Annotated in this window: 19 protein-coding genes and 1 pseudogene; 8 read left to right on the forward strand and 12 right to left on the reverse strand. The window is 68.0% G+C overall.

Annotated elements, in window-relative coordinates; genetic code table 11:
* The first annotated feature begins 1118 nt into the window (after positions 1-1118).
* Positions 1119-2003, forward strand: coding sequence for a GDSL-type esterase/lipase family protein (locus BN3906_RS10790; protein ID WP_078057372.1), 885 nt, complete (start codon positions 1119-1121; stop codon positions 2001-2003).
* Positions 2004-2076: 73 nt separating this feature from the next.
* Here BN3906_RS10790 and BN3906_RS10795 read toward each other — a convergent pair whose 3' ends face one another.
* From BN3906_RS10795 to BN3906_RS10825, 7 genes are all read right to left on the reverse strand, one after another.
* Complete coding sequence (locus BN3906_RS10795; RefSeq protein WP_066588184.1) at positions 2077-4152, reverse strand: NAD(+) synthase; 2076 nt, start codon at positions 4150-4152, stop codon at positions 2077-2079.
* Positions 4153-4215: 63 nt separating this feature from the next.
* The gene (locus tag BN3906_RS10800; protein ID WP_066588187.1) at positions 4216-5820 is read right to left on the reverse strand and encodes a carboxylesterase/lipase family protein; all 1605 of its coding nucleotides are present in this window, start codon (positions 5818-5820) and stop codon (positions 4216-4218) included.
* A 108-nt stretch (positions 5821-5928) separates the two neighbouring features.
* Positions 5929-6741 carry an ABC transporter ATP-binding protein gene (locus BN3906_RS10805; protein WP_066588190.1) on the reverse strand — a complete coding sequence of 271 codons (813 nt, stop codon included), beginning with the start codon at positions 6739-6741 and terminating at the stop codon, positions 5929-5931.
* Positions 6738-7493 carry a FecCD family ABC transporter permease gene (locus tag BN3906_RS10810; RefSeq protein WP_261797036.1) on the reverse strand — a complete coding sequence of 252 codons (756 nt, stop codon included), beginning with the start codon at positions 7491-7493 and terminating at the stop codon, positions 6738-6740. The genes BN3906_RS10805 and BN3906_RS10810 overlap by 4 nt, the downstream gene beginning before the upstream one ends.
* A 122-nt stretch (positions 7494-7615) precedes the next feature.
* Positions 7616-8689 carry a FecCD family ABC transporter permease gene (locus tag BN3906_RS10815; protein WP_261796975.1) on the reverse strand — a complete coding sequence of 358 codons (1074 nt, stop codon included), beginning with the start codon at positions 8687-8689 and terminating at the stop codon, positions 7616-7618.
* A gap of 27 nt (positions 8690-8716) precedes the next feature.
* Positions 8717-9748: an iron-siderophore ABC transporter substrate-binding protein gene (locus tag BN3906_RS10820; protein WP_066589847.1), complete on the reverse strand. Its 1032-nt coding sequence runs from the start codon at positions 9746-9748 to the stop codon at positions 8717-8719.
* A gap of 192 nt (positions 9749-9940) precedes the next feature.
* Positions 9941-10762, reverse strand: a complete 822-nt coding sequence (locus BN3906_RS10825; protein WP_066588198.1) for a helix-turn-helix domain-containing protein — start codon at positions 10760-10762, stop codon at positions 9941-9943.
* A 98-nt stretch (positions 10763-10860) separates the two neighbouring features.
* Here BN3906_RS10825 and BN3906_RS10830 point away from each other — a divergent pair, with 98 nt between their 5' ends.
* The 3 genes from BN3906_RS10830 (at position 10861) to BN3906_RS10840 (ending at position 13395) form a co-directional block, all read left to right on the forward strand.
* Positions 10861-11910 carry an ABC transporter substrate-binding protein gene (locus tag BN3906_RS10830; RefSeq protein WP_261796976.1) on the forward strand — a complete coding sequence of 350 codons (1050 nt, stop codon included), beginning with the start codon at positions 10861-10863 and terminating at the stop codon, positions 11908-11910.
* 53 nt (positions 11911-11963) lie between these two features.
* Positions 11964-12734, forward strand: a complete 771-nt coding sequence (locus BN3906_RS10835; RefSeq protein ID WP_066588200.1) for a siderophore-interacting protein — start codon at positions 11964-11966, stop codon at positions 12732-12734.
* Between the two features lie 64 nt (positions 12735-12798).
* A complete protein-coding gene (locus BN3906_RS10840; RefSeq protein WP_066588202.1) occupies positions 12799-13395 on the forward strand; it encodes a TetR/AcrR family transcriptional regulator in 597 nt (198 codons plus the stop codon).
* Positions 13396-13402: 7 nt separating this feature from the next.
* On the opposite strand, the gene BN3906_RS10845 is transcribed toward BN3906_RS10840, so the two are convergent.
* Positions 13403-14263 (reverse strand): siderophore-interacting protein, encoded by an 861-nt coding sequence (locus BN3906_RS10845; RefSeq protein WP_066588208.1) that lies wholly within the window; start codon positions 14261-14263, stop codon positions 13403-13405.
* 81 nt (positions 14264-14344) lie between these two features.
* Between BN3906_RS10845 and BN3906_RS10850 the strand changes: the two genes are divergently transcribed.
* Complete coding sequence (locus BN3906_RS10850; RefSeq protein WP_066588211.1) at positions 14345-15211, forward strand: crotonase/enoyl-CoA hydratase family protein; 867 nt, start codon at positions 14345-14347, stop codon at positions 15209-15211.
* A gap of 55 nt (positions 15212-15266) precedes the next feature.
* On the opposite strand, the pseudogene BN3906_RS10855 reads toward BN3906_RS10850, so the two are convergent.
* A pseudogene (locus tag BN3906_RS10855) lies at positions 15267-15716 on the reverse strand (glutamate--tRNA ligase family protein); the annotation flags it as partial.
* A 155-nt stretch (positions 15717-15871) separates the two neighbouring features.
* Between BN3906_RS10855 and BN3906_RS10860 the strand changes: the two are divergent.
* Positions 15872-16621, forward strand: coding sequence for a PadR family transcriptional regulator (locus tag BN3906_RS10860; RefSeq protein ID WP_066588214.1), 750 nt, complete (start codon positions 15872-15874; stop codon positions 16619-16621).
* 200 nt (positions 16622-16821) lie between these two features.
* Positions 16822-18366 carry an ABC1 kinase family protein gene (locus tag BN3906_RS10865; RefSeq protein ID WP_261796977.1) on the forward strand — a complete coding sequence of 515 codons (1545 nt, stop codon included), beginning with the start codon at positions 16822-16824 and terminating at the stop codon, positions 18364-18366.
* Here BN3906_RS10865 and BN3906_RS10870 read toward each other — a convergent pair.
* Positions 18302-19168 (reverse strand): MOSC domain-containing protein, encoded by an 867-nt coding sequence (locus BN3906_RS10870; RefSeq protein ID WP_315969047.1) that lies wholly within the window; start codon positions 19166-19168, stop codon positions 18302-18304. The two genes, BN3906_RS10865 and BN3906_RS10870, sit on opposite strands and share 65 nt — an antisense overlap.
* 132 nt (positions 19169-19300) lie before the next feature.
* On the opposite strand from BN3906_RS10870, the gene tgt reads away from it, so the two are divergent.
* Positions 19301-20608, forward strand: a complete 1308-nt coding sequence (gene tgt / locus BN3906_RS10875) for a tRNA guanosine(34) transglycosylase Tgt (protein ID WP_066588226.1) — start codon at positions 19301-19303, stop codon at positions 20606-20608.
* A gap of 22 nt (positions 20609-20630) precedes the next feature.
* Here tgt and BN3906_RS10880 read toward each other — a convergent pair whose 3' ends face one another.
* Both BN3906_RS10880 and BN3906_RS10885 read right to left on the reverse strand, forming a co-directional pair.
* Positions 20631-23120 carry an MMPL family transporter gene (locus tag BN3906_RS10880; protein WP_066588229.1) on the reverse strand — a complete coding sequence of 830 codons (2490 nt, stop codon included), beginning with the start codon at positions 23118-23120 and terminating at the stop codon, positions 20631-20633.
* Between the two features lie 82 nt (positions 23121-23202).
* On the reverse strand, positions 23203-23956 hold a 754-nt coding region (locus BN3906_RS10885), incomplete at its 5' end, for an SGNH/GDSL hydrolase family protein (RefSeq protein ID WP_147592994.1).

Consider the following 23956-nt stretch of genomic DNA (forward strand, 5'->3'; position numbering starts at 1 on the left):
CGGGGTTTTCTTTTTTTCTGCGGATCCTCTTCTGCACATCCCATCAGTTGTATCTGCGCGCCAGCTCCCTCGAAGGCGGTGCTGCGACCGCCCCGCGCCCGGCCGGGCACCTACCGGAGCCGTCATCCGGCTCCGCACCCGCCGCAGTCCGCATCAGCATCCACATCAGCATGCATCAGCATCAGGGTCGGCAGAGAGTTCCGGGAGAGTCGTCAAAAAGCCCGAAAGACCGAAAAATCGGGAACAATCCGGAACACAGAAGAGCCACGGTCCCCGAAAGGACCGTGGCTCCTGCGATAAAGAGTCAGAACAGAAGACTACGCACCGACGGTGATGGTGAGCAGGTCGTTGAGGAAGCTCACCGAGGAGGTGAAGCTGGGGGCAATCGTGATGGTCAGGTCGCCGAAGAACTGGGTAAGAGCAGGGAACATCTGTTCATTCCTTAAGGTAGGTGCTTTATCGTTGCGCGAGTCAGACTAACCTGACGGGCATGGTTGCACAATACTTTCAGTGTGAAAAGCGGGGGTGATTTCATCCTCTTCCGGCACTGTCAGGACGCGACAGATCCTGCCACAGAAGGGCGCAGCATAGATCACCACATCGCCTGTGAACTGCAGTGACACGAACGACACCACGTCAGGGACAGGTATGCCCGGCGGCCCCAGGAAAACCCGGGGGTCACCTCAGTGAAACATTTCGGAGGCCGCGAACGTTGTGCCCCTCCGACCCCTTACGGGGGTAGCTGAGTAGTCGGTGGCAACTTTTTCCCCCGACATGCACCGACGCACACTTTCCCGGTCCTCTCCTTACAGATCCCGGGACTGCCCCCTGCGCCACAACCGCACCGGGACCACCCTCACCGGTCCCGGACGAAACCGGACCGTCCACTGCCTGCAGATCCGGCCGGCCGACTGCCGGTTGTCGCACCGTGTGGCCGCCGGACAAGACGCTACCGTCTCCAGCCGGAACGTGCAGTATGATCCCGTATCAGTCCGGTGCCCCTGCTCCCCCCCCGTACAGGGAACACGGGGGCAGAGATCGTGGACAGTCACCGATCCGCCTGACACCGCCGGGCTTCCCGGAACTACCCGCAGTCACCCTAGAAAGCACCGCTGAGCATGCATGCACGTCATCCCCGCTCCGGCGGGACGGCCCGGAACCACCGGCACCGCCGTCCCACCGGCAGAGGAACCCGCATCGTCACGCGCAGTCTGCTCGCCCTGACCGGGATCGGTGTTGTCGTGGCGTCCGGCCTGACCATGGTCTCACTGTCGGGGGCGGCCTCGGGCGGGCACCGGAGTGTCGTGGTTTTCGGGGACTCCTACTACTCCACCCCGGACGCACCTGCCCTGCAGAGGCCCTGTGCGCAGTCCGAGCACAACTGGCCCCGCCTCGCCGAAGAACGGACCGGCGTCACAGTCCACGACTGGAGCTGTGGCGGAGCCACCTCCGCCAGTCTGCTCGACCGTGTCAAGGAGTCGCTCGTCGCAGGCGATCTCGGTCAGGACACAGGAACGGTCTTCCTGTCTGTCGGAGGAAATGACTTCGCCCACCAGGACGCCGTGCGTGGCGGAACCGTCGACGACCTGGAGGGACGCCGCGACATCGTGCTCGCCAATGTGTCGACCGCCGTCGGGATCATCCGTGCCACCGCCCCCGGTGCACGCCTGGTGATGTCCAGCTACCTGCCCAGCACCGTCGGACCCTATGTCTGCCGCACCGCCGGCCCTGTCCAGGGGGTCTCTCTGCCCGTGTACGATCCCGACCTCGACGCGGTGGAAGCGTACATCAGCGAGACGATGGCACTGGCGGCGCAGCAGCACGGGGCGGATTTCGTTGACCTGCGGGCCGCCGCGGAGGGAAACTCGACCTGCAGCCCGGTGGGTTCCAGGTTCGTCTCGGGGGAACAGGACGGTGCCGCGGACGTGCTCATGGCCTGGCACCCGACCCAGGCCGGAGCGGTGTTCATGGCGGACAGTCTCATTCCGCATTTCGCCGACTAGTCCACGCCGACGTCACCGACTCCGCCTGCCCTGTCATGACGACCACGGTGCGACGTCCCGTGCCGCCACACACCTACAGTCCCGGATACGCGGCATCCAGCTCGGCGATCCAGGCCCGGGCGTTACCGTCCGACGGGGCACGCCAGTCGCCACGGGGTGACAGGGAACCGGCCGGAGACACCTTCGGCCCGTTCGGTATCGCCGTGCGCTTGAACTGGGCGAACCCGAAGAAGCGGGACAGGAAGTTACGCTCCCACTTCACGATCGTCGCCAGATCGTAGGAGTACCGGTCCTCGTCGGGGAAACCGGCCGGCCACTCCCCGACCCCGGCGTCCTTCCAGGCGTGCCAGGCGAGGAACGCGATCTTCGACGGACGCAGCCCCGCCAGAACATGCCACAGGGTGAAATCGTGCAGGGCGTAAGGGCCGATCGCAGATTCGGTGGACTGCACCTTTCCGTCAGCCCCCGGCGGCACGAGCTCGGGACTGATCTCCGTGTCAAGGACAGACCGGAGAACCTCCACAGTTGCGGCGTCCACCCCCTCCCCCTCGGAGATGACCCACCGGATCAGGTGCTGCATCAGGGTTTTCGGCACACCGGAGTTCACCCCGTAGTGGCTCATCTGGTCCCCGACACCGTAGGTGCACCAGCCCAACGCGATCTCCGAGAGGTCACCGGTGCCCACCACGATCCCGCCGTGGAAGTTGGCCAACCTGAAGAGATAGTCCGTACGCAGCCCTGCCTGGACATTCTCGAAGGTGACGTCATACACCGGCTCACCGTCACCGAACGGGTGGTGCATCTTCTGCAGCATTTCGGTGGCGGCCGGGCGGATGTCGACGGTCTCCACAGTCGCACCGACCGCTTCCGCGAGAGCCAGGGCGTTGGACCTGGTGTGCTCACTGGTGGCGAACCCGGGCATCGTGTAGGCGAGGATGTCGGACCGGGGGCGTCCTGCCCGGTCCATGGCCCGGGCGACGACCAGCAGGGCGTGGGTGGAGTCCAGTCCCCCGGAGACGCCGATGACAGGCCTCGGATCCCCGATCGCCGACAGTCTCTGGACCAGTCCCGAGACCTGGATGTTGAAGGCCTCGTAGCAGTCCTGTGCCAGTCGTGCCGGGTCGCCGGGGACGAAGGGGAACCGGGCGAGGTCACGACGCAGCCCGATCTCGTTCACCGGGGGGTCGAGGGTGAATTCGACGGTACGCCACCGGTCCCTGCCCCCTCTGCCCTCTCCGTCCGTGTCGGTGAGGGTGCGCCGGTTGTCGTCGAAAGTTCCCTGGTGCAGGCGTGCCTGACGGATACCGTCAAGGTCGACGTCAGCGACGGACCACCGGGGGCCGTCGGGGAAACGTTCCGTCTCCCGCAACAGGACGCCACGTTCGTACACCATCGTCAGCCCGTCCCAGGAGACATCGTTGGTGGACTCCCCCTGCCCGGCAGCGGCGTAGACGTAGGCGGCCTGGCAGCGCAGTGAGGCGCTGGACGCGAGGAGGTGCCGGTCGTCCGCCCGACGCTGGGTGATCGGCGAGCCGGAGAGGTTGAACAGTACCGTGGCACCGGCCAGGGCGGCGCGGGCGCTCGGCGGCACAGGAACCCACATGTCCTCGCAGATTTCGACGTGGAAGGTCAGACCGTCGACGTCTGCGGCGGTGAACAGCAGGTCGGTGCCGAACAGGGCCCTGTTGTCGCCGACGCGGACGGACTCACCCCGGATGTCGTCACCCGGCGCGTACCAGCGGCGTTCGTAGAACTCCCTGTAGGTGGGAAGATTCGATTTCGGAACGACACCGAGAATCTCGCCGCGGTGGATGACGACGGCGCAGTTGTACAGGCGGTTGCGCCACGCCAGCGGTGCTCCGACGACGAGGACGGGCATCAGGTCGACGGATGCTGCGACCAGGGTTTCGACGGCAGCGGTGACAGCGTCAGACACGACATCCTGGAGGACAAGGTCATCGATGGCGTAACCGGTGAGACAGAGTTCGGGGAAGACGGCGACGGCGACGTGGTCGTCGTGGAGTTCGCGGGCCGCGGCGACGATGGTGCGGGCATTCGTCGCCGGGTCGGCGACAGCGACAGGGACGGTTACTGCGGCGACGCGGGCGAAACCGTGGGCGTACGCCCCGGCAGAGGGCTGATCAGGCATGCCCCCAGTCTGCCAGGCCTGCGGTGCACCGGCGCATCCTCACCGCAGCTGCGGGTTCCCCGGTCACCGGACCCCGGCCAGTCCGGCGGCGAAGTCCCAGGCCTGCGGGTCGAGGTGACTTCCGCCGGCGTCGTAGACACGGGCCTGGAGGACCCCGGCGTCCTCGACGGAGGGCCAGTCGGGGTTCTCCCCACGGATGAACCGCACCCAGTCACCGTGCATGGCGTCGGCCAGCTGCCGTGGTACCCCGGTGCCGGAGGCGGTCGTGACCCCGGGGGCGTCGGTGACGTCGAAGGAGAAGGGGATGTCCGAGCAGTGGGGGGACAGTCCGGCGGGGCCGGTCCGGCCGTCGAACTCGTAGAGCCAGGTTCCTGCACCGGCGACGTCGGCACCGCGTCTCGCGTCTGCCACCCGGACGATACCGACCCCGAACTGCAGTGCCGACAGCACCAGACTCAACGCGAACTGTCCGCCCGTGACCGCGACACGGTCCTCCAGCCGGTCGAGTGACGGCTGCGGGACCCCGGCCGCACGGAGGTCGGCGAACACCTTCTCCACCGGTACCGGGGTCGGGACCGGGAACTCGGTGGGGGTGCCTCCCACCAGCAGCGGAACCTGCACCCCGTGACCGTCGACGGCGGCGGTGGCCACCGCCGCCGGGAAGAGCTCACCGTCCACCGCCGGCGCCCAGATCATCGTGGGTGTCACCGGGCCACCGCGACGCAGTGCGGAGACCGTCGCGGTGACGTCGGGGACGGTGGGAGGATCGAACATGCTGTACCCGCCGTACGCGGCACCGGAGCGTTCGACGTCCAGGATCTGTTCCGGGGAGAGCGACGCCCACCCTGCGGGGGTGCAGGGGATGCCGAGGGTGCCGGCCAGGGTGCGGGACGCCCGGATGACCTCCGCCGCGGGGATGTCGTTGACCGCCGGGGACTGGGCTGTCGCACGGTGGAAGAGGCCCTGTGCACGCGGGACGGCCAGCAGGTCCAGTACCGAGGTCCCACCGGCGCTCTGGCCTCCGAGGGTGATTCTGGAAGGGTCTCCCCCGAATCCGGCGATATTGTCCCGGACCCACTCCAGTGCCGCGATCTGGTCCAGCAGTCCCCGGTTGAGTCCGCCTTCCTCCTCGCTGCCACTCCAGCCGAAGCCCTCGAAACCAAGCCGGTAGGAGACGTTGACGGTGACGATCCCGTCCCGGTTGAAGGAACGGCCGTCGTACCAGGGGCTCGAGGGGGTGCCGGAGATGTAGGCGCCCCCGTGGATCCACACGAACACCGGCAGCCGGGCCTCCCGGTCGCCCGGGGCCGGGGTGAACACGTTGAGGTTGAGGATCTCGTCGCCGGGGATCACGGGTTCCGGAATGGTGGGGTGGTCCGAGAAAGGCCGGCGTTGGGGCGTCGGCCCGGGCCGTGTCGCGTCGAGGGTCCGTGTCGCGTCGAGGGTCCCCGACCAGGGACGGTGCGGCGCCGGCGGGGCGAAGCGGAGATCCCCCACCGGGGCCGCCGCGTAGGGGACACCGAGGTAGGCTGCGGACTCTCCACGCCACAGTCCCCGGACCCTGCCTGCGGTGGTGGTCACCTCGGGTGCCGGGCCCTGTGCCCTGCTGCTGGCGGAGGGGTCGGCACGGTCGGAGGGGTCGTGGCTGTCATATGTGGTGTCGGTCATGCCACCAGTGTGTCAGTATGTCCCGGTCCGGGCAGGATGACGCTCGGATCCACCGGCCCGGGGCACCAGGTCCGGTGGACGTCCGGGCACCCGGTCCGGTGGACCGGTTCAGAGCACCCGGTGGCGTCCTATGGGCAGTACCAGCGGTGCACCGGACACCGGGTCGGTGATGATCCGTGACCGCAGGCCGAAGACCTTCTCCACACGTTCCTCGGTGAAGACCTCCGCCGGTGTGCCGACAGCCTCCACCAGACCGTCGGCGATCATCACGATCTCGTCGCAGTAGCGTGCCGCGAGGTTGAGGTCGTGGAGCACCATGACGATGGTGATCCCCGAGGTCTCGTTGAGGTCGGTGAGCAGGTCGAGCACCTCCACCTGGTGTGACACGTCCAGGTAGGTGGTGGGCTCGTCGAGCAGGAGGATGTCGGTCTGCTGTGCCAGCGCCATGGCGATCCACACCCGTTGACGCTGGCCTCCGGAAAGCTCGTCGACGGCCCGGTCCGCCAGTTCCGAGGTTCTCGTCCGGTCGAGGGCGAAGGCGACCGCCTCATCGTCCTCGCGGCTCCAGCGGGACATGATGCCCTGGTGCGGGTGGCGTCCCCGTCCCACCAGGTCGGCGACGGTGATGCCCTCCGGTGCGACGGGGGACTGGGGCAGCAGTCCGAGGGTGCGGGCCAGTTCCTTGGGCGGGACACTGTGGACGTCCCTGCCGTCGAGGAGCACCCGGCCCGTGGTCGGTCTGAGCAGTCTGGACATCGATCTCAGGAGGGTGGATTTGCCGCAGGCGTTCGCGCCGATGATGCCGGTGACCCGCCCCGGGGTGACGCTCAGGTCGATGCCACGGATGACGGGGCGTCCCCCGTACCCCAGTGACAGGTTCTCGGCGGTCAACGAGTGTCCGGTCCCGGTTCGTGGTGTCACAGTGATCCTCCTGCACGGTTGGTCCGGATGATGAGGTAGATGAGGTACGGGGCACCGAGCACCCCGGTGACCACTCCGACCGGGTAGCGGGTGTCGAAGGCGAACTGGCCGCAGAAGTCGGCGACGAGGACGAGCAGCGCCCCGACGAGCGCCGCCGGTATGAGAAGGGAGGTACCGGGGCCGGCGAGTCGTCCGGCGACGGGGCCGGACAGGAAGGCGACGAAGGCGACCGGTCCGGCGGCGGCGGTGGCGAAGGCGATGAGTCCGACTGCCGCGACAACGATGACCAGCCGGGTCCGCGACACCCGGACTCCGAGTGCGGCGGCCGTGTCGTCACCCAGCTGGGTCGTGGACAGGTCCCGGGACTGGCTGAGCAGCACGGGGACGAAGATGACGACGGCGAGGGCTGCGACGATGGCGAGCGCGGAGACCGCGGCCCCGCCCAACGAGAGACTGACGATGGAGAACACCGCCGCCGCCGACGCGCCCGAGCTGATGCCGATGATGTCGGGGCTCGCCAGGGGGTTGCGGAGCATGGTCTGGAAGACGACACCGCCGAGACCGAAGGAGAATCCGCAGATCAGGCCCAGCGTCGCCCGTGGAAGACGGAGGCGTCCGACAGTGAAGGACGCCCCGGACACCTGTTCGCCGGTGATGACGCGCCACACGTCGGACGGCGGGTAGAAGGTCCGTCCGAAGACCAGGGAACAGCACCACACCGCGACGACGAGAATGACGAGGACCGTGACCACCGTCCACCAGCGGCGGCTGCGGGCACGCCGGTCACGCCGTACTGCGGCGACGGTGGCGGGATGTGCGGGTGACGGGCTGCCGTCACCGGCTGTTCCCGGTCCGGAAGCAGTTTCTGGCGTTGTCACAGGGCGCGCACCTTCCTGCGTCGGACTATCGCAATGAACACAGGCGCACCGACCAGGGCGGTGAGGATACCGACCTCGAGTTCGGCGGGCCTGGCGACGATTCTCCCGAGGATGTCGGCGCCGGTGAGAAGCGCTGCCCCGGCGACCGCGGAAAACGGTATGAGCCAGCGGTGGTCCACCCCGACGAGGAGGCGGCAGGCGTGGGGGACCACCAGGCCGACGAACCCCACGGGTCCGGTCACCGCCGTGGAGGCCCCGCAGAGTACCACCGCTCCGACGGCGGCGGACAGGCGGGTGAGCCACACTTTCTCGCCGAGTCCGGTGGCGAGTTCGTCGCCGAGGGCGAGGGAGTTCAGTCCTCGGGCGGACAACAGGCACACGACGAATCCGATGACGAGGAACGGTGCGACGAGCCGGATGGAGTCCCAGGTGCCTCCTCCGACTCCGCCGATCTCCCAGTCTCTTGCGAGATCGACGATGTCTGCACGGGTAAGGGTGACGGCGCTGATGAACGAGGTGAGCGCCGCTGCGGTGGCAGATCCGGCGAGAGCCAGCTTCAGGGGGGTGGCTCCGCCGTGTCCGAGGGATCCGATGACGTAGACGAACACCGCGGTGACCGCGGCACCGGCGAGCGCCAGCCAGATGTAGTCGGAGGCCCTGGTCATGCTCAGGTAGGTGATTCCCAGGACCACGGCGAGGGACGCCCCGGTGTTGATCCCGAGGATCCCCGGGTCTGCCAGGGGGTTCCGTGTCACTCCCTGCATGACGGCCCCGGTCACGCCGAGGGCGGCGCCGGTGATCACGGCGAGGACGGTGCGCGGGATACGTTTGGCGACTGCGCCGCGGTCGATGCCTTCGGTGGACCCCCCGTAGGCGGCGATGATGTCACCGAGTCCGACGTGCCGGGACCCCACGGCCGTGGAGAGCACCACGATGACGAGGAGGACGCCGACCCCGACGAGGAGCCAGGCGGTCCTCTTCAACGCCCGGTGACGCAGGCCTGCGGCGGTGCCCGCCGAGGCGGTGCCTCCTGCCGGGGCGGTGTCTGCTGCTGGGGTGGCGCGCGTCATCGTGGTGTCGGTGTCCCGGTCGGAATCCTAGGCTGCGTTCTGCTCGGTGGCGTCCTGCGATGCGTCCTGTGCGGAGGCCTTCTGTGCGGCGGCGTCGAGGACGTCGACGTACTGATCGAGAATGTAGGGAAGGCCGAGGGGGGTGGGGTTGGCGGCGGTGCCCAGCTCATCGTCTCCGAGGAGGACGACGGCGTCGTTCCTGATCGCGGGGATCTGGCCGAGCACGGGGTCCCTGCGGATGGTGTCGATCATGGCCTGGTCACCGTAGGTGACGATGATGTCGACGTCGGAGAGGGTGTCCGCCTGTTCCGCGCTGATGGTGCCGGAGAATTCGTTGTTGGCGTCCCCGAACTTCTGGATGGCGTCCGGGGTGACCATGCCGAGGTCGTTGAAGAACTGGGGGCGGGTGTCGTGGTTGGTGTAGAAGGTGACCTGGCTGAGGTCACTCGGGTCGACGTGGGTGAGGAACATGGTCTTCTTGCCCTTGATGGCGGGGTGGGCGTCCGCGGCCTCGGTGATCTTCTTCTCAAGGTCGGCGATGAGGGCGCGGCCCTCCTCCTCCTTGCCGATGGCCTTGGACTCGATCTCGATGTTCTCGCGCCACGGGGTTCCCCAGGCGACCTGGTCCTTCGGGAAGGCGACGGTGGGGGCGATCTCGGAGAGCCGGTCGTACTGCTCCTGGTCCAGTCCGGAGTAGCCGGCGAGGATCACGTCGGGGTGGGTGTCGGAGACAGCCTCGTAGTCGATGCCGTCGGTTTCGTCGAAGAGGACGGGGGCCTCGACGTCGCCGCCGGCGCCGGCACCGAGTTCGTCGAGCTTCTCCTGCACCCAGGGCAGGACGTCGGAGCCGCCGAAGTTGGCCTTCGCCATGCCGACGGGGACGACGCCGAGGGCGAGGGGCACCTCCTGGTTCTCGAAGTTGACGGTGGCGACGCGTCCGGGGTCGGCGGGAACTTCGGTGGTACCGAACGCGTGCTCGATGGTGATCGTGTCACCGCTGTCGGAGCTCTCGTCGGAGGAGCAGGCGGCGAGGGACAGGCCGAGGACGGCCGCGATCATCAGGACGAGGGGGCGGAGGACCCGCCGGAACCCGGACTTCGGGCTGATCAGGGTGGACACAGGAAACCTTTCAGAGGTGGATGACTCTCGAAACTTTCCTCAAGGTAGTGCAGCCTTGCCTGTGGGGCAATCACGTAAGAATGACATACTTTTTCGCAGTTCGGACAAATCGCTGATCAGAGCGAGCGAATGTCACCGACCGCCGGTGTGGAACTGGCCCGGAGTTGTGCCGGTCACCCTCCGGAACGCCGTGGTGAAGGAGCTCGCCGAGCTGTATCCCACGATCCGGGCCACCTCGGCGATGCCTTTGTCACCACCGAGCAGGGTCACCGCGTACTGCACCCTGGCTGCGGTGATCCACCGCGAGAAACTCAGACCCGTCTCCGATTCGAACGCCCGGGTGACGGTGCGGGTGCTCACCCCCAGCTGCCGCGCCCACTCCCGCAGGGTCCTCCCGTCACCGGGGTTGGCGCGCACCGCCTCCACGACCGGGGCCAGCAGAGGCGCGGAGGGCACCCGCAGAACCAGGCCGTTGTCCGACGGGCGCAGCACGTCGAAGATCATCTGCTCCGTCGTCCGGTGCTCCGTGAGGTCCAGGTCCTCGGTCACCAGTCTCTCGAGGAGCAGGCGCAGCAGGTCCGTCAGGTCGACCGCGACCGGTCCAGCGGCCAGCGGCGGGGTGTCGGCGGCGAAGTGGACGGCCATCTGCCGCGATCCGGCGGGGGTGCTGCCCGAGTGCGGCGTCCCCGCGGGGATCCAGAGACCGACTGTGCGTGTCACGGTCCACACCCTCCGGCCCGTCACGGCGTGCCCCGCCCCGAACTCGTTCCAGATCAGTTCGTGGGTCGGGTGGGAATGCTCACCCCACCAGGTGTCGCGTTCGTGGTCTTCCTCGTTGCCGAAGACCCGGACAGGGAACCTGAGGGCGCCTGCCGGATACATGGGCAGGTAGCGGGCATCGACGGACCCGTCCGGACCTGGGACGGTACGGGCCCCGGCAGCGTGTGCGGTCACATCGTCCAACAGTAGCGGACAATCCGGACACCTACTCCGGTCACTTAGGTGAGGTTCACCATTGCCTTTTACGGCCATTCCTCACTAATATGCGGCGCATGCCATCACCCACCACGGCGGCACCGCACCGCCCGCCCGCCACCGTCCTCGTCCTCCTGGTATCCGGAGCCCTGTGCGGGACCCTCGTGGCCTGTTCCCCGGAGCAGAGCTCCTCCCCCGGCACAACCACGGCGTCCTCGTCCGCCTCCACGTCCCCGGTCACCGTCACCCACGCCATGGGGACCACCACCATCCCCGCCGACCCGGGCAGGATCGTCAGCTTCTCCTCCGCCTTCACCGACGCCTTCTCCGCGCTGGGCCGACCGGTGGACGTGGAGTACCGCTCCGACTTCTACGCGGACGCCGCGCCATGGGAACCGACGGACGTCCCGGAGTCCCGCACCTACCCGCTGGGACAGGTTCCCGACGTCGAGGACGTCGCCGCAGCCGACCCCGACGTCATCTTCGCCGGCTACCTGCCCGACCAGGCCACCTACGACAGACTGAACAAGATCGCACCGACCATCGCCGCCGTCGGTGGCTCGACCCAGACGGACAGCTGGAGGGACGCCACGACCGTCGCCGGACAGGTCCTGGGAAAGACAGCCGAGGCGGAGAAGCTCATCGGGGACGCGGACGCGGCATTCGACGCCACGACCTCCAAATATCCGGCACTCGACGGAGCCACCGGGGCATTCGGCCAGATCAGTGGGCAGGGCCTCGCCGTGGTCACCGGTGACACCGACCCCGCCAACGAGTTCCTCTCCCGGCTGGGCATCGTCATCCCCGACAACATCCGCAGCGCCTCGTCCGACGGCTCCCGCGCCTTCATCTCCGAAGAGAACACCGACCTGCTCGACACCGACCTGCTGCTGATGTGGCCCGTCGGAATCACAGAGGCCGACGTCCCGACCAAGGTCCGGGGGTGGGATGACCTCAGGTCCGTGAAGAACGGTTCCGCATTCCTCGCGGACAACACCTCGGCGCAGTCCCTGGGCACGCCGACGATCCTGTCGATCAGCTGGTCACTGGACAAACTCGACCCCGTCTTCGCCGCCGTCGAACAGGCGGCGTCCACCCCGTCCACCCCGGCCGGTGCCGGGAACTGAACACACAGACCGGACAGACCGGACAGACCGGACACAGAAAGAGGACACCTGACATGGGTAAGGGACTGGGTGGAGTGGTCCTCCGCGCATTCGGCGCGAAGGAACACCAGATCACCGTCACAGACAGACAGCAGGTCACCGACAACCTCATCCGCGTGCACTTCCATTCGGACACACTGCTCAACCCGTCCGGGGAGGAACCCGGCAACTGGATGCGCGCCTGGTTCCCCGACCCTTCGGGCAACGGGAAAGAACACCAGCGCGGGTACACCTACGTCGACGTGGACGCCGCGGCAGGCAACTTCGCGGTGGACTTCGTCATCCACGAACCCGCCGGACCGGCGAGCACCTGGGCGAGGAACGCACGCCCGGGCGAGACACTGGGGGCGCACCGCCTCGGCGAAGACCCCTTCCACCCGGAAGCGGAGATCGACGGCGTCGGACTGCCTGAGGGCTTCCTCTTCCTCGGCGACCTGGCCTCGTATCCGGCGGTCAACCAGATGGCGCTCGCGGCCCGGGAGGCCCGCCCGGACGCCCCGGTCGAGGTGATCCTGGAACGCCACTCCCCCGCCGACGAACAGTCACCGCTGCCCGCCGGCCCCGGCATCACCGCACGGTGGGTGGACCCGGTCGGCGAAGGCGAGTCACTGTACCGGGAGATCAGGGACCGGGACTGGAACGGGTGGTACATCTGGGCCGCCGCCGAACAGCAGGTCACCAAGCGGGTCAGGGCATTCCTGAGGAAGGAGGCCGGCCTGCCGAAAGCGGCCGCGCACACCCAGGCCTACTGGGTCCGGGGAAAGAGGATGGGGACCGACAGGTGATCCGCAGGTGACAGTGCGGCAGGAGTCTCCGGCAGGACCGGGTGGTCCGGATAGAATCGGTGACATGCCTGTCAGACGTAAGTCGGTGGGGCGTCCGGCACGGACCTCACTGTCCGCACTGCTGGATGCCGCCGTGGAGCTCGGTCTCGACCGTTTCACACTCAGCGCCGTGGCGAAGCGCACCGGCATCGCCGAGGCGACGGTGTACAACTACGTGTCCGGCCGCGACGAGCTCTACCGTCTCGCCTGCGACCGACTGTTCGCGGGGGTGACGTTGGAGACCGACCCTGCGGTGGATTCCGGCAGCTGGTCGGACTACATCGACAATGTCAGCGAGCAGGCCGTCACTCTCGCCGCAGCGCACCCCGGGCTCACCGAGTACCTGTTCTACGGTCCCCTGGGGCCTGAGACGGTCCGGATCTACCGGACGATCGTCGACGAAACCATGCGACGCTGTCCCGTCCTCGACGCGAACACGGCGTACTTCGTGGCGTCCCGGAGTTTCCTCGCGGCGCTGACACTGGCGTCCCACCCCCGCTACCACGGTGCCGGAAGGTGGCTGAGGCAGGCGCTGACGGCCGGCATCGACACCAGGATCGCGGCAGGTGACCTGCCCGAACTCCCCGGCGACTGGACGGACGTGCTCGAAGACCTGCGTTAGTCCCCTGTCAGTCCCGGTCCCCCAGCGAGATCCGTTCGGCCAGTCCCGGGTCGGAGACGTCCTCCCCGGCCGCCATCGCCTCCCGGAACTTCACCATCTCCTCCTCGTCCTTGCGGGTGCTGTCGACGTCCCTGGTCCAGTACGCCCGGGCGAGCAGGTCGTCACGCGCCACCGACCACCCGTCACGGAGGACACCGCGCAGATGACGCACCGTCGTCGTCTCCGCGGCGATCCACCCCTGCACCCTGCCGGCGCCAGAACCCGGAAGGTGACCCGAAAGGTGCGGCAGTGTCCCTGCGGTGACCTCCGCGAGATCATCCACGACCAGCAGGTCCACACCGTCCCGCCGGGGCAGCAGGGTGGCGTCCTCCGGGTGGTTCACGGAGACGACCACGTCGGCGGGCATGCCCGCGGGCAGTGATTCGACGACTGCCGCGGCTGCGGGGATTCCGGCGGGATCGGCCAGGAGCACCACCCGGTCCACCTCCCCGGCACCCGCGGGCAGTGCCCACTCGCACCGCATCCCGGTCGCACCGACCCGCTCCCCCGGCCGCAGTCCGGACAACCACTCCGCGAGGACGCCGTGGTCGTGCCGGGCGATGTCCACGTCGATCTCCCCGGGGCCGGGACGGTACCGCCGTACCGTGACGGCCCGGAGCACCGTCATGTCCGGGAGCAGCAGCTTCATCGCGTCGGCGGGCAGCTGTTCGGTGTAGGCCGCCAGTTCCCCGTCGGACGGTCCCTCCTCTGCCAGGGTGACCCGGACGTAGCCGGGGGACAGGTCCTCCACCGCTCTGACGGTCAGCTGCGGGGATATGACGGGACGCCGCACCGTGGCGGAGCGGATGAGCGACTTGATGGTCTCCATGTCCCCAGGGGTACCCACCGGGAACCGCGGTGTCCACCGACTCTCCCCCCCTGACTCCCCCGCCTCGGTTAGCGTTGGCCCATGACCACCACCGGCCCTGAGGGGCTTCCCACCCTGACCTTCACCGACGACCCGGACACCGGCGCCCGCCTGGCGCACGTGAGGCTGAACCGGCCGGAGAAACTGAACTCGCTGACCCTCGGCGTCCTCGGTGAGCTTGTCTCCGTGGCGGGCAGGATCCGGGCCGACCGCACGGTCCGCGCCGTGGTGCTCTCAGGTGAGGGCCGCTCCTTCTGCTCCGGGCTCGACTTCGCCTCGGCTCTCGGCGATCCTCGGGCACTGGCGGCGAATTTCCTGCCCCGCCCGTGGAAGGGGACCAACGTCTTCCAGGAGGCGTGCTGGGCTTTCCGGCGGCTGCCCGTACCGGTCATCGCCGCCGTCCACGGCCACTGCCTCGGTGGCGGCCTGCAGTTGGCCATGGCCGCGGACTGGCGGATCACCACCGCCGAGGCCCGGTGGAGCATCCTGGAATCGAAGTGGGGACTGGTCCCTGACATGACCGGGATGCAGTCACTGTCGCAGCAGCTGCGGGCCGACGTACTCAAGAGACTGACGATGACCGGGGAAATTCTCGACGGTGCGACGGCGGTGGAGTACGGCCTGGCGAGCGAGGTCGTGGACGGGTCGGACGCCCCGGTCGACGCCCCGGTCGACGCCCCGGTCGACGCCGCAGTCACGCTGGCAGGCAGGATCGCGACACGGTCCCCGGACGCCGTGGCCTACGGGAAGCGGCTCGTCGACGAGACCTGGAACCGTGGGCCCCGGGCGACGTTCGCATGTGAACGGTTGCGGCAGTTCAGGCTGCTGGTGGCGTCCAACACCGCTGTCGCGCGCAGGGCGGCGGCCCGGCACACCACGGCTGTCTTCACCCGGCGCAACGTGCGGTGACGCCTCCCTGCACGCTGCTCCTTATCCACATCAAGATGTGAATAAGGGGCAGCGGTAGCCGCAGGGCGGGCACCCGCCCCGCGGCGGCGAGGTCACGCCGCCGGCGTTCTCTCTCGGCATCGGTGAGGTCACGGCAGGTGCCCGGATAACGGTCCGGGGCGGTGTGGGGGGCCCGGGACGCCTCCCGGATGTCACGACGCGAGCAGTAGCACTCGTAGACGAGGCCCCGTCCCGACAACTCCGCCAGGGCTGCAGCGTAGTCGTCGATACAGTCGGATTCGTGGACGATCTCCCCGTCGAAGTGCACTCCGACGGCCTCCAGGTCCCCGATCTGACGTTGCGCCGCCTCCTCCGAAGACCTTCCCCGGTCGATGTCGTCCACCCTCAGGACAAATCCCCGGCCTGTGACCCGTGCCCACAGTTCCGCGATCACCGCGGTACGGAGATTTCCCAGGTGGAGATCACCGCTGGGGCTCGGTGCGAAGCGCCCGTTGCCGTGAGTCATGGTTCACAGGGTAGCTGTCCGGTCCGACGCGTACCGTGGCAGGTGTGACGACCACCGTGGACTCACCACCCTGCTGACCCTCACACCGGTGCCGCGCACCGGTACATCAGCCGGAATTGACCACCAGACCACACACAACAGGAAAGGCTCCGACCATGGCATACACCGACAACGGCAGAGACTCCACCGATCCCCGGGACTACAGCAGACTGTGGGAGACACTCCGGGGACTCCGGGACGATTTCGCCGCCCACCGGCCCCGGCTGGAGATCTCCGGCGAAGACACCGCCGACCACGACGTCCGTGAAGCTGTCCTGCGGGTACTGACAGAGAAGCCGGCCACCGGTGCAGCTGTGATCCGCACGGTGACGGAACGGTCCACCGACGGATGGGTGCCCCTGGCCGCCGAGGTCTACCCCACCCTCCAGCTGCTCGTCGACGAAGGCTTGGCGACGGTCAGCGAGGACAACGGGCGCCGTACCTTCACCCTGACCGAGGACGGCCGTGAGGAGGCCGCCGGACTGGACTCCGACGCCGACGACAGTTCCGACACGGACTGGTCGGAGCTCTTCGCACCGCTCACCCGGCTCGCGGACGCCTCCCCGTTCGGGGGGACCTTCACCCGGAACTTCAGCGACCTCCCGAAAGCGGGACTGAAACTGGGCCAGGCGGTCCGCCAGGTCCTCGTCAGCGGCGACCGCGACCACATCGACAGGGTCACCGCACTGCTCGACGAGACCCGACGGAAGATCTACGGGATTCTCGCGGAGGAGCCCGCGGCGTCGCCGGACAAGCCGGCGGACGGTCCCGCTGAAGATTCGGGCGAGGATTCCGGACAGACCCCGGGGACGCCGTCGACGGACGACGGCACCTCCGGTGACCCGGCGGCCCCGACCGCGGAGTGAGTGCACCCGGTCACCGCCGCCTGCGGTCCCGGTACCGACGGATCACCTATTTCGGCATGTCGGTCATCCTGCAGGTGTAGTGGTTCGACATCGTCCTGCCACGGACAGGTCTCCGCGAATGGAGCAGACGGGGCCAGACGCGGCGCCTGACCCGGTCGGCTGTACGGTTCCGTCGCCTCGCCACCGATCTGGGCGGCCTGATGATCAAGGTCGGCCAGTTCCTGTCGACCCGTATCGACATGCTCCCGCCGCAGGTCACCGATGAGCTGGCGACACTGCAGGATTCCGTGCCCGCCGCCGACTTCGCCGAGGTCCGGGTATGTGCGGAAGAGGAACTCGGCATGCCTCTGTCTCGGGCGTTCGCGTCCTTCGGAACGGAACCGATCGCGGCGGCGTCGCTGGGACAGGCGTACCGCGCACGACTGGCCCCTGCCCTCGCGGCCGAAACAGGTTTCGCCGACGTCGTCGTCAAAGTCCAGCGCCCGGGGATCGCCGATGTCGTCGACGTCGATCTCTCCGCCCTGAGGAGAATCGCCGGATGGCTGTCCCGGGTACCGTTCATCGCCCAGCGCGCAGACGTTCCTGCACTGGTCGAGGAGTTTGCGCGCACCAGCTACGAAGAGATCGACTACCTGCACGAGGCCGGGGAGGCCGACCGGTTCCGGAAGGAGTTCGCCGACGCCGCGCCCGGCAGGACCCACCCTTCCCGGGCCCCGGAGGTCGTGTGGGAGCGCAGCACCCGGCGCGTCCTCACCCTCCAGGACGTCACGGCCGTGAAGATCAGTGACACCGCGATGCTCAGGGCCCTGGGAACCGAGCCGTCGGATGTCGCCGCAGCTCTCGCCGAATCAATGTTCACCCAGCTGTTCACCACGGGCCATTTCCACGCGGACCCCCACCCCGGCAACATCTTCGTCACCCCCGGGCTGTCACGCGGGGAGTTCTCCCTGACTTTCATCGACTTCGGGATGACCGGCACAGTCGACGACACCCTCCGTGAGGGCCTCCGCCGACTCGTCATCGCCGTGGGGCTGCGTGACGGTGAGGGCATGGTCGCGGCCATGGAGTCCCTGGGCATCCTGCTCCCCACCGCGGACTCGGATTCCCTCGCGGAGGCGATGACCGAACTCTTCGACAGGTTCGGCGGTATGGCGGTCACCGATCTCCAGCACGTCGACCGCGCGGAACTCGAGGAGTTCGCCCACAGATTCCGGGACATCATCCGGTCGATGCCCTTCCAGTTGCCGGAGAACTTCCTGCTCATCATGCGCGCGGTCTCGATGATGTCGGGACTGTGCTCCACCCTGGACAACAGTTTCAACATCTGGGAGTCCGTGACCCCCTTCGCCGCCCGTCTCATCCGTGAGCAGGCCGGGGACTCCGCCCGCGACGTCGCCGAACGGGCGGTCCACACAGCGGCCGGCACGGCGAAGACCGTCGTCGCTCTCCCCGGACGCCTCGACCATGTCATCGGCGTGGTCGAGAGCGGTGACCTGTCGGTGAAGACCCCCCAGGTCGAACACCAGCTCAAAAGGCTGGAACGGGCCGCCGTGCGGGTCGTCGCCGCCCTCATCTTCGTGGGACTGGTGATCTCGGGGGCTGTTCTGCGCAGCTCCGCGGACACGGGAGGCCCGTTCGGCGCCGACGACTGGAGCACCGGGGCGAACGTGGTGGGGATCGTCATGATGGCATCTTCGGCTCTCCCCCTCCTCTACTCCCTGTTCGGGGGTCGTGGACTTCGCTGACCCGGTCCCCGGGGCGCACGGTTCCCCCGGTACCGCAGACGGAACCGACCTCACCGGGTCCCTGCGACCCGTACGGCAGCATGAGGACCCCCAGAGTCGGCTCCCGCTGGCCCAGGTCCCGGGTCAGCACCTTCAACAGGTTGACGTCCCGGACCCCGGAGTCAGGGTTCGCCGTGACTGCCGCGCACCGCACGATCGGCTTCTGCGCCGTCAGCAGGACCTCCCCTACCCTGACCGTGGTCCCGGACTCCGCCCACTCCAGTTCCTGCCACGGGTCCAGACCGTCGACCACGATATTCGACCGGAAACGACGGTCATCGACGTCAACCCCGGGGCTGACCCGGTCCGCGGTGCCGCCCAGGTCCCGCACCGACGCCTCGCCGTGCAGTGAGACGAAGCCCCGCGGACGGTCCTGGAACCTGGCATGGACTCCGTCGCCGACGAGTTCCAGGGGAAGCCGCCCCGGCCGACGCAGCCGGCGGGCGTCAGGGCCGGAGAGGACACGGTCGGTGACCGCGTCGCACAGCTCACGGCGTCCTTCCCGGTCAAGGCCGGCGGAGACCAGCACGGCCCCGTCCTCGCAGACGGTCAGCACCGTTCCGTCGAAGGTGACCCGCAGGCGGGCGAGGGAGGGGAAGTCCTGCAGGCACAGCCCTTTCGCCTTCGGCCAGTAGTCCAGGCCGTCCCTGCTCTCCGGTGTGGCGTCGTCGGCGAACCGGAACGCCAGAACCCGGTCCCCGGCCACCCTGCCGTCCGGCTGGATGACGAGTTCGTCGACCGGTTCCGGGGTGAAACCTTTCACGGGGTAACGGTAAAGTGCTGTGACCTGCGGCATACCGGTCAATGTACCCGGTCAGCGCCCCGCTGGCCTGGCCGCGGTCGACAGGCCGGCGGGGAACAGGATTCCGGCGGACGGCAGATACACTGGTCCACCATGACTGACTCTGCGGACCCGGTGGCGTCCCTGCCCTCCGACACCACCTTCGACCCGGGAATCCGGATCGGGACCACCGACGGCAAACCCTCCCACGGCCGGACCGGTGTGATCCACACCCCGCACGGTGACATCCACACCCCGGCGTTCATCCCCGTCGCGACGAAAGCCACCGTGAAGACCCTCACCCCCGAGCAGGTGCGGTCCACCGGTGCCGAAGCGATTCTCTCCAACGCCTACCACCTCTACCTTCAACCGGGTGAGGACATCGTCGAAGAGGCCGGAGGGCTCGCCGAGTTCGAGAACTGGCACGGTCCGACGTACACCGATTCGGGCGGATTCCAGGTGATGAGCCTCGGCGTGGGCTTCAAGAAGGTACTGGCCATGGATGTCGCCAACCTGACCGAGGGGGACATCCGGGCGGCGAAGAAGGAGAGGATGGCCCTCGTCGACGAGGACGGCGTGGACTTCAGGAGCATCATCGACGGCTCCTCCCACCGGTTCACCCCGGAGAAGTCGATGCAGATCCAGCACAGTCTCGGAGCCGACATCATGTTCGCCTTCGACGAGCTCACGACGCTGGTCGACACGAGGCGCTACCAGGAGGAGTCCGTGGCCCGGACCCACAGGTGGGCGCAGCGGTGCCTGGCCGAGCACGACCGTCTGACGACGCTGCGCTCCGACCGTCCCCGACAGTCACTGTGGGGGGTGGTCCAGGGGGCACAGTACGAGGACCTGCGCAGACAGGCCGCACGCGGCCTGGTCGAACTGTCCCGACAGGCAGAGGAGGAGGGACGCCGCGGTTTCGGGGGCTTCGGTATCGGTGGTGCCCTGGAGAAGGAGAACCTGGGGACGATCACGGGGTGGGTCTGCGATGAACTGCCGGAGGACAGGCCGCGCCACATGCTGGGGATCTCGGAACCGGACGACCTCTTCACCGCGGTCGCCGCGGGGGCGGACACCTTCGACTGTGTCGCCCCGACCCGGCTGGGGCGCCGCGGTGGTGTCTACACCCTCGACGGCCGTCTCAACCTCGTCGCCGCCCGCCACCGGCGCGACTTCATCCCCATCGACACGGAGACCGGCGGGTACGTCAACGCGAACTACACCCGGGCCTACATCCACCACCTGCTCAAGGCCCACGAGTTCCTCGCCGGAACCCTGTGCACCCTGCACAACATCAATTTCATGATGACGCTGACCCGCAACATCCGACGTTCTGTCGAGGAGGGGCGCTTCGAGGAGTACCGGGACGAGTTCCTCGGCCGGTACTACGCCGGCAGGGCCCCGGAACTGCGCGGACGGTGAGAGCGGCCGAGACCGGTAGGGGTCACATTCTGCTGATCTTCCCTGACTCGTAGGCCTTCTCCAGTTTCTCGCCCTCCACGTCGAAGGTCGGAAGTACGCGGTCCAGCCACTTCGGCATGTACCAGGTGGCCCGGCCGGTGATGAACATGAGCGCCGGCACCAGTGTCATCCGGATGAGGAAGGCGTCGAAGAGGACGCCGGCCCCCAGTGCGAACCCGAACACCTTGATGAACGGCAGCGGCTGGGCGATGAAGGACACGAACACGGCGATCATGATCAGTGCTGCCGCCGTCACCACGCGGGCTCCCAGCGAGAACCCCCGGACCACGGAGTCTTCGACGGCGTTGAACCTGCCCGCCTCCCCCGTGGCCACCGCGCGGTGGGAGTGTTTCGTCCATCTCTCCCGCATCCGGGAGAGGATGAACACCTCGTAGTCCATCGCCAGTCCGAAGGTCACGCCGATGAGGAAGATCGGCATGAAGCTGATCAGGGGTCCGGGAGAGTCGATGAGACCCCACAGGCCCTCCTGCCAGAACAGAACGGTGACGCCGAAAGCTGCACCGATGGACAGCAGGAATCCTGCCGCGGCGACCACCGGCACCAGCAGGGACCGGAAAACCATGAGGAGCAGGATCAACGCGAGTCCGACGACGAGTGCCAGGTAGACGGGCATCGCCCCTTCGAGTCGGTCGGTGACGTCCTGCTGGATGGGTGTGAATCCGGTCAGGCCGGTGTCTACGCCGGTCTCGTCCTCGATCCGGGTCTGTTCACTGCGCAGCTGGCCGATGAGCTGGACCGTCTGTTCGTCGGTCGGCCCGGTTGTCGGGGTGACGAGGATCTGCGCGGTGGTACCGTCCTCCGAGGTGGCGATCAGCTGGGAGTGTTTCACACCGACATTGTTGGACAGGCGGTCCTTGACGGTGACGAATGCGGCCTGGGCGGGGTCCACACCGGAGGAGACCAGTGGTTTCAGTGACTCGGAGTCCGCCCGTACGCCGGAGGCGTCCACGAGGACCAGGAGCGGGGAGTTCCGGCCCGGACCGAACCCGTCCTCGATCAGTTCCGCGGACCTGCGCTGGGTGGTCGACTCCGGTGAGGTCATGTCCGAGGGGAGTGTGAGGTGGAGTCCACGCGCCGGGAGGGTGAGCAGGACGAGAACGACCACGACGAGGACGACGAACAGTCCGGGTGCCCGGTGGACGAGTGTGACCCAGCGGGTACCGAGGGTCGGGGCGGCCGTCTCCCCCGCACGAGGACGCCCCGGGTCTCCGCTGCTGCCGACAGTGCCGGTGACAGTGCCGGACTCCTGCTTCCGGTGCCGGCCTCCCGGTACCGGTACGGCTCCGGTGACTGAACCGGCGGCAGAAGCGGCGGCGGAACCGGCGGCGGCGTCTCTGCGGAACACCCGGTCCCCGCCGAAGCCGAGGAGTGCCGGCAGGAGCGTGAGCGCCACCAGAACGGCGATGAGGACGATCGCGGCGGCGGCCAGACCCATGTAGGTCAGGAACTCGATGTTCGCCAGCGCCAGGCCGACGAGGGCGACAATGACGGTGAAGCCCGCGAACACGACCGCGGATCCGGCGGTACCGGTCGACAGTCCGACCGCGTCCGGTCGCGACCGGCCGTGCCGCAGCTCGTCACGGTAGCGACTCATGATGAACAGTGCGTAGTCGATGCCGACTGCCAGCCCGATCATGATCCCCAGCACCGGGGTGATGTTGTTCAGTTGTACGAAGGCGGTGGCCCCGGTGATGCCCAGAGCGCCGAGAGCCACCCCGATCACGGCTGTGACCAGTGGCAGTCCTGCGGCGAGGAGGGAGCCGAAGGTGATGACGAGGACGATGAACGCCACCACCACTCCGATGAGTTCGCTGATCGGTTCGATCCGGATGGGGTCGCCGAAGCCGGCTCCTCCTGCCTCCGCCTGCAGGCCGGCGTCCCGGGCGATGTCCAGTGCCGCGTTGACCGCCTCCTTGTCTTCGGTGGTCACGTCCGCGGGAAGGTCGACATCGAAGGAGAAGCTGGTCGTCCCGGTCGTCCCGTCAGCACTGACGAGTGCCACGTTCGCGGCGTCCTCTTCGGCGACCTCCCGGGAAAGCCCTGACTGCGTCTCCTGTTCGATCAGCATCCTGGTCTGGGCGTCGTTGAGGGCCACGGGGTTGCCCAGCGACTCTGCCGCACCGAGGTCCCTCACGTTGTCCCGGACCGCCTGGACTGAGGCGTCCACGGCGGCGGAGACCTCGGGGTCGGTGAGTGTCCTGCCCTCGGGCGCCTTGTAGACGAGGGTCACTCCCGCATCCATCATCGGGTTCTTCGTTCCCGGGAACTTGTCCAGCAGCATCTGTGTGGCGTGCTGGGAGGGGACGCCGTCGATCGAGAAGAGGTCGTTGTACCCCTTCTGCACCGCAGCTGAAGCACCGCCGACGACCACGAGTATCCCCACCCACACCGCGAGGACGAATCTGCGGTGGAGGTAGGACCAGCGACCGAGGTGGAAGAGGAACGTTGCCATGGGCGACCATCCTAGGGGAAGCTGCTGGGAGGTACTCCGCGCAGACCCTGCGACCGGGACGCCAGCCCGGCCCGCCCGACTGCTACTCTGCTGTCCCGGCGTCCGCCGCTTCCCCGGCGCTTCCCGCGCTTCCCGCACTTCCGGCGGAGGTCACCACGGTCCCTCCCTGCACCGGGTCGACGACCCCGACCGGGAAGGCGTTGGCGAGGGCGGCAGCGAACAGTCGGGCGCGGGCCGCGTTCCCCTCGGCGTTGTAGTGGACGTCGTCACCGTCGAGGAACCATTCCATGTGTCCGGCGACATCAGACGCCCAGTCCCACACGACGACGTCCGGGTAGTCTTTCGCCACTCTTTCGAGAACCTCGTTGAACTTGACCATGTTGGCGTCGTTCCAGTGTCCGGTGTCCAGGCGCGTCTTCGCCGTGGACCACATGACCCTCTGCCCTCTGAGCTGGTCGAGCATCATCCGGATCCTCGTCTCCTCGTCATAGGTGGCGCCGGCGGAGATGTTCGCGGCATCGTTGACGCCGGTGGCGATGACCCAGCAGGTGCCCTCCGGCTGTCCCTGCGCGAGCAGCTCGGCGACGGAGTCCACCGCAGACGGGTAGTCCTCGAAACCTTCGGTGGTGTTGCGCCCGCCGAAGACGCTCGTCACCACGTCGACCGCCCCGTACTCCAGGTAACGGTTCTCACCGGAGTCCGCCGGGTCCGGGAGCATGTCCGGATCGAAGATCCCCAGTGATGTCGAGTCCCCGACATGGATCACCCGGGTGCAGGCGGTCGCGGTGGCGGCCGCCCCTGCTCCGGGCCGTCCCCTATTCCCATCTAGATGTGGT

This window comes from Corynebacterium provencense, from assembly GCA_900049755.1.
GTDB lineage: Bacteria > Actinomycetota > Actinomycetes > Mycobacteriales > Mycobacteriaceae > Corynebacterium > Corynebacterium neomassiliense.

Coding starts and splice junctions, on each gene's coding strand:
- BN3906_RS10820 (WP_066589847.1), bottom strand. CDS start 9,748: ATGATCGCGGCCGTCCTCGGCCTGTCCCTCGCCGCCTGCTCCTCCGAC.
- BN3906_RS10880 (WP_066588229.1), bottom strand. CDS start 23,120: ATGGCAACGTTCCTCTTCCACCTCGGTCGCTGGTCCTACCTCCACCGC.
- BN3906_RS10840 (WP_066588202.1), top strand. CDS start 12,799: ATGCCTGTCAGACGTAAGTCGGTGGGGCGTCCGGCACGGACCTCACTG.
- BN3906_RS10800 (WP_066588187.1), bottom strand. CDS start 5,820: ATGACCGACACCACATATGACAGCCACGACCCCTCCGACCGTGCCGAC.
- tgt (WP_066588226.1), top strand. CDS start 19,301: ATGACTGACTCTGCGGACCCGGTGGCGTCCCTGCCCTCCGACACCACC.
- BN3906_RS10845 (WP_066588208.1), bottom strand. CDS start 14,263: ATGGAGACCATCAAGTCGCTCATCCGCTCCGCCACGGTGCGGCGTCCC.
- BN3906_RS10815 (WP_261796975.1), bottom strand. CDS start 8,689: ATGACGCGCGCCACCCCAGCAGCAGACACCGCCCCGGCAGGAGGCACC.
- BN3906_RS10865 (WP_261796977.1), top strand. CDS start 16,822: ATGATCAAGGTCGGCCAGTTCCTGTCGACCCGTATCGACATGCTCCCG.
- BN3906_RS10795 (WP_066588184.1), bottom strand. CDS start 4,152: ATGCCTGATCAGCCCTCTGCCGGGGCGTACGCCCACGGTTTCGCCCGC.
- BN3906_RS10830 (WP_261796976.1), top strand. CDS start 10,861: ATGCCATCACCCACCACGGCGGCACCGCACCGCCCGCCCGCCACCGTC.
- BN3906_RS10860 (WP_066588214.1), top strand. CDS start 15,872: ATGGCATACACCGACAACGGCAGAGACTCCACCGATCCCCGGGACTAC.
- BN3906_RS10790 (WP_078057372.1), top strand. CDS start 1,119: ATGCATGCACGTCATCCCCGCTCCGGCGGGACGGCCCGGAACCACCGG.
- BN3906_RS10850 (WP_066588211.1), top strand. CDS start 14,345: ATGACCACCACCGGCCCTGAGGGGCTTCCCACCCTGACCTTCACCGAC.
- BN3906_RS10835 (WP_066588200.1), top strand. CDS start 11,964: ATGGGTAAGGGACTGGGTGGAGTGGTCCTCCGCGCATTCGGCGCGAAG.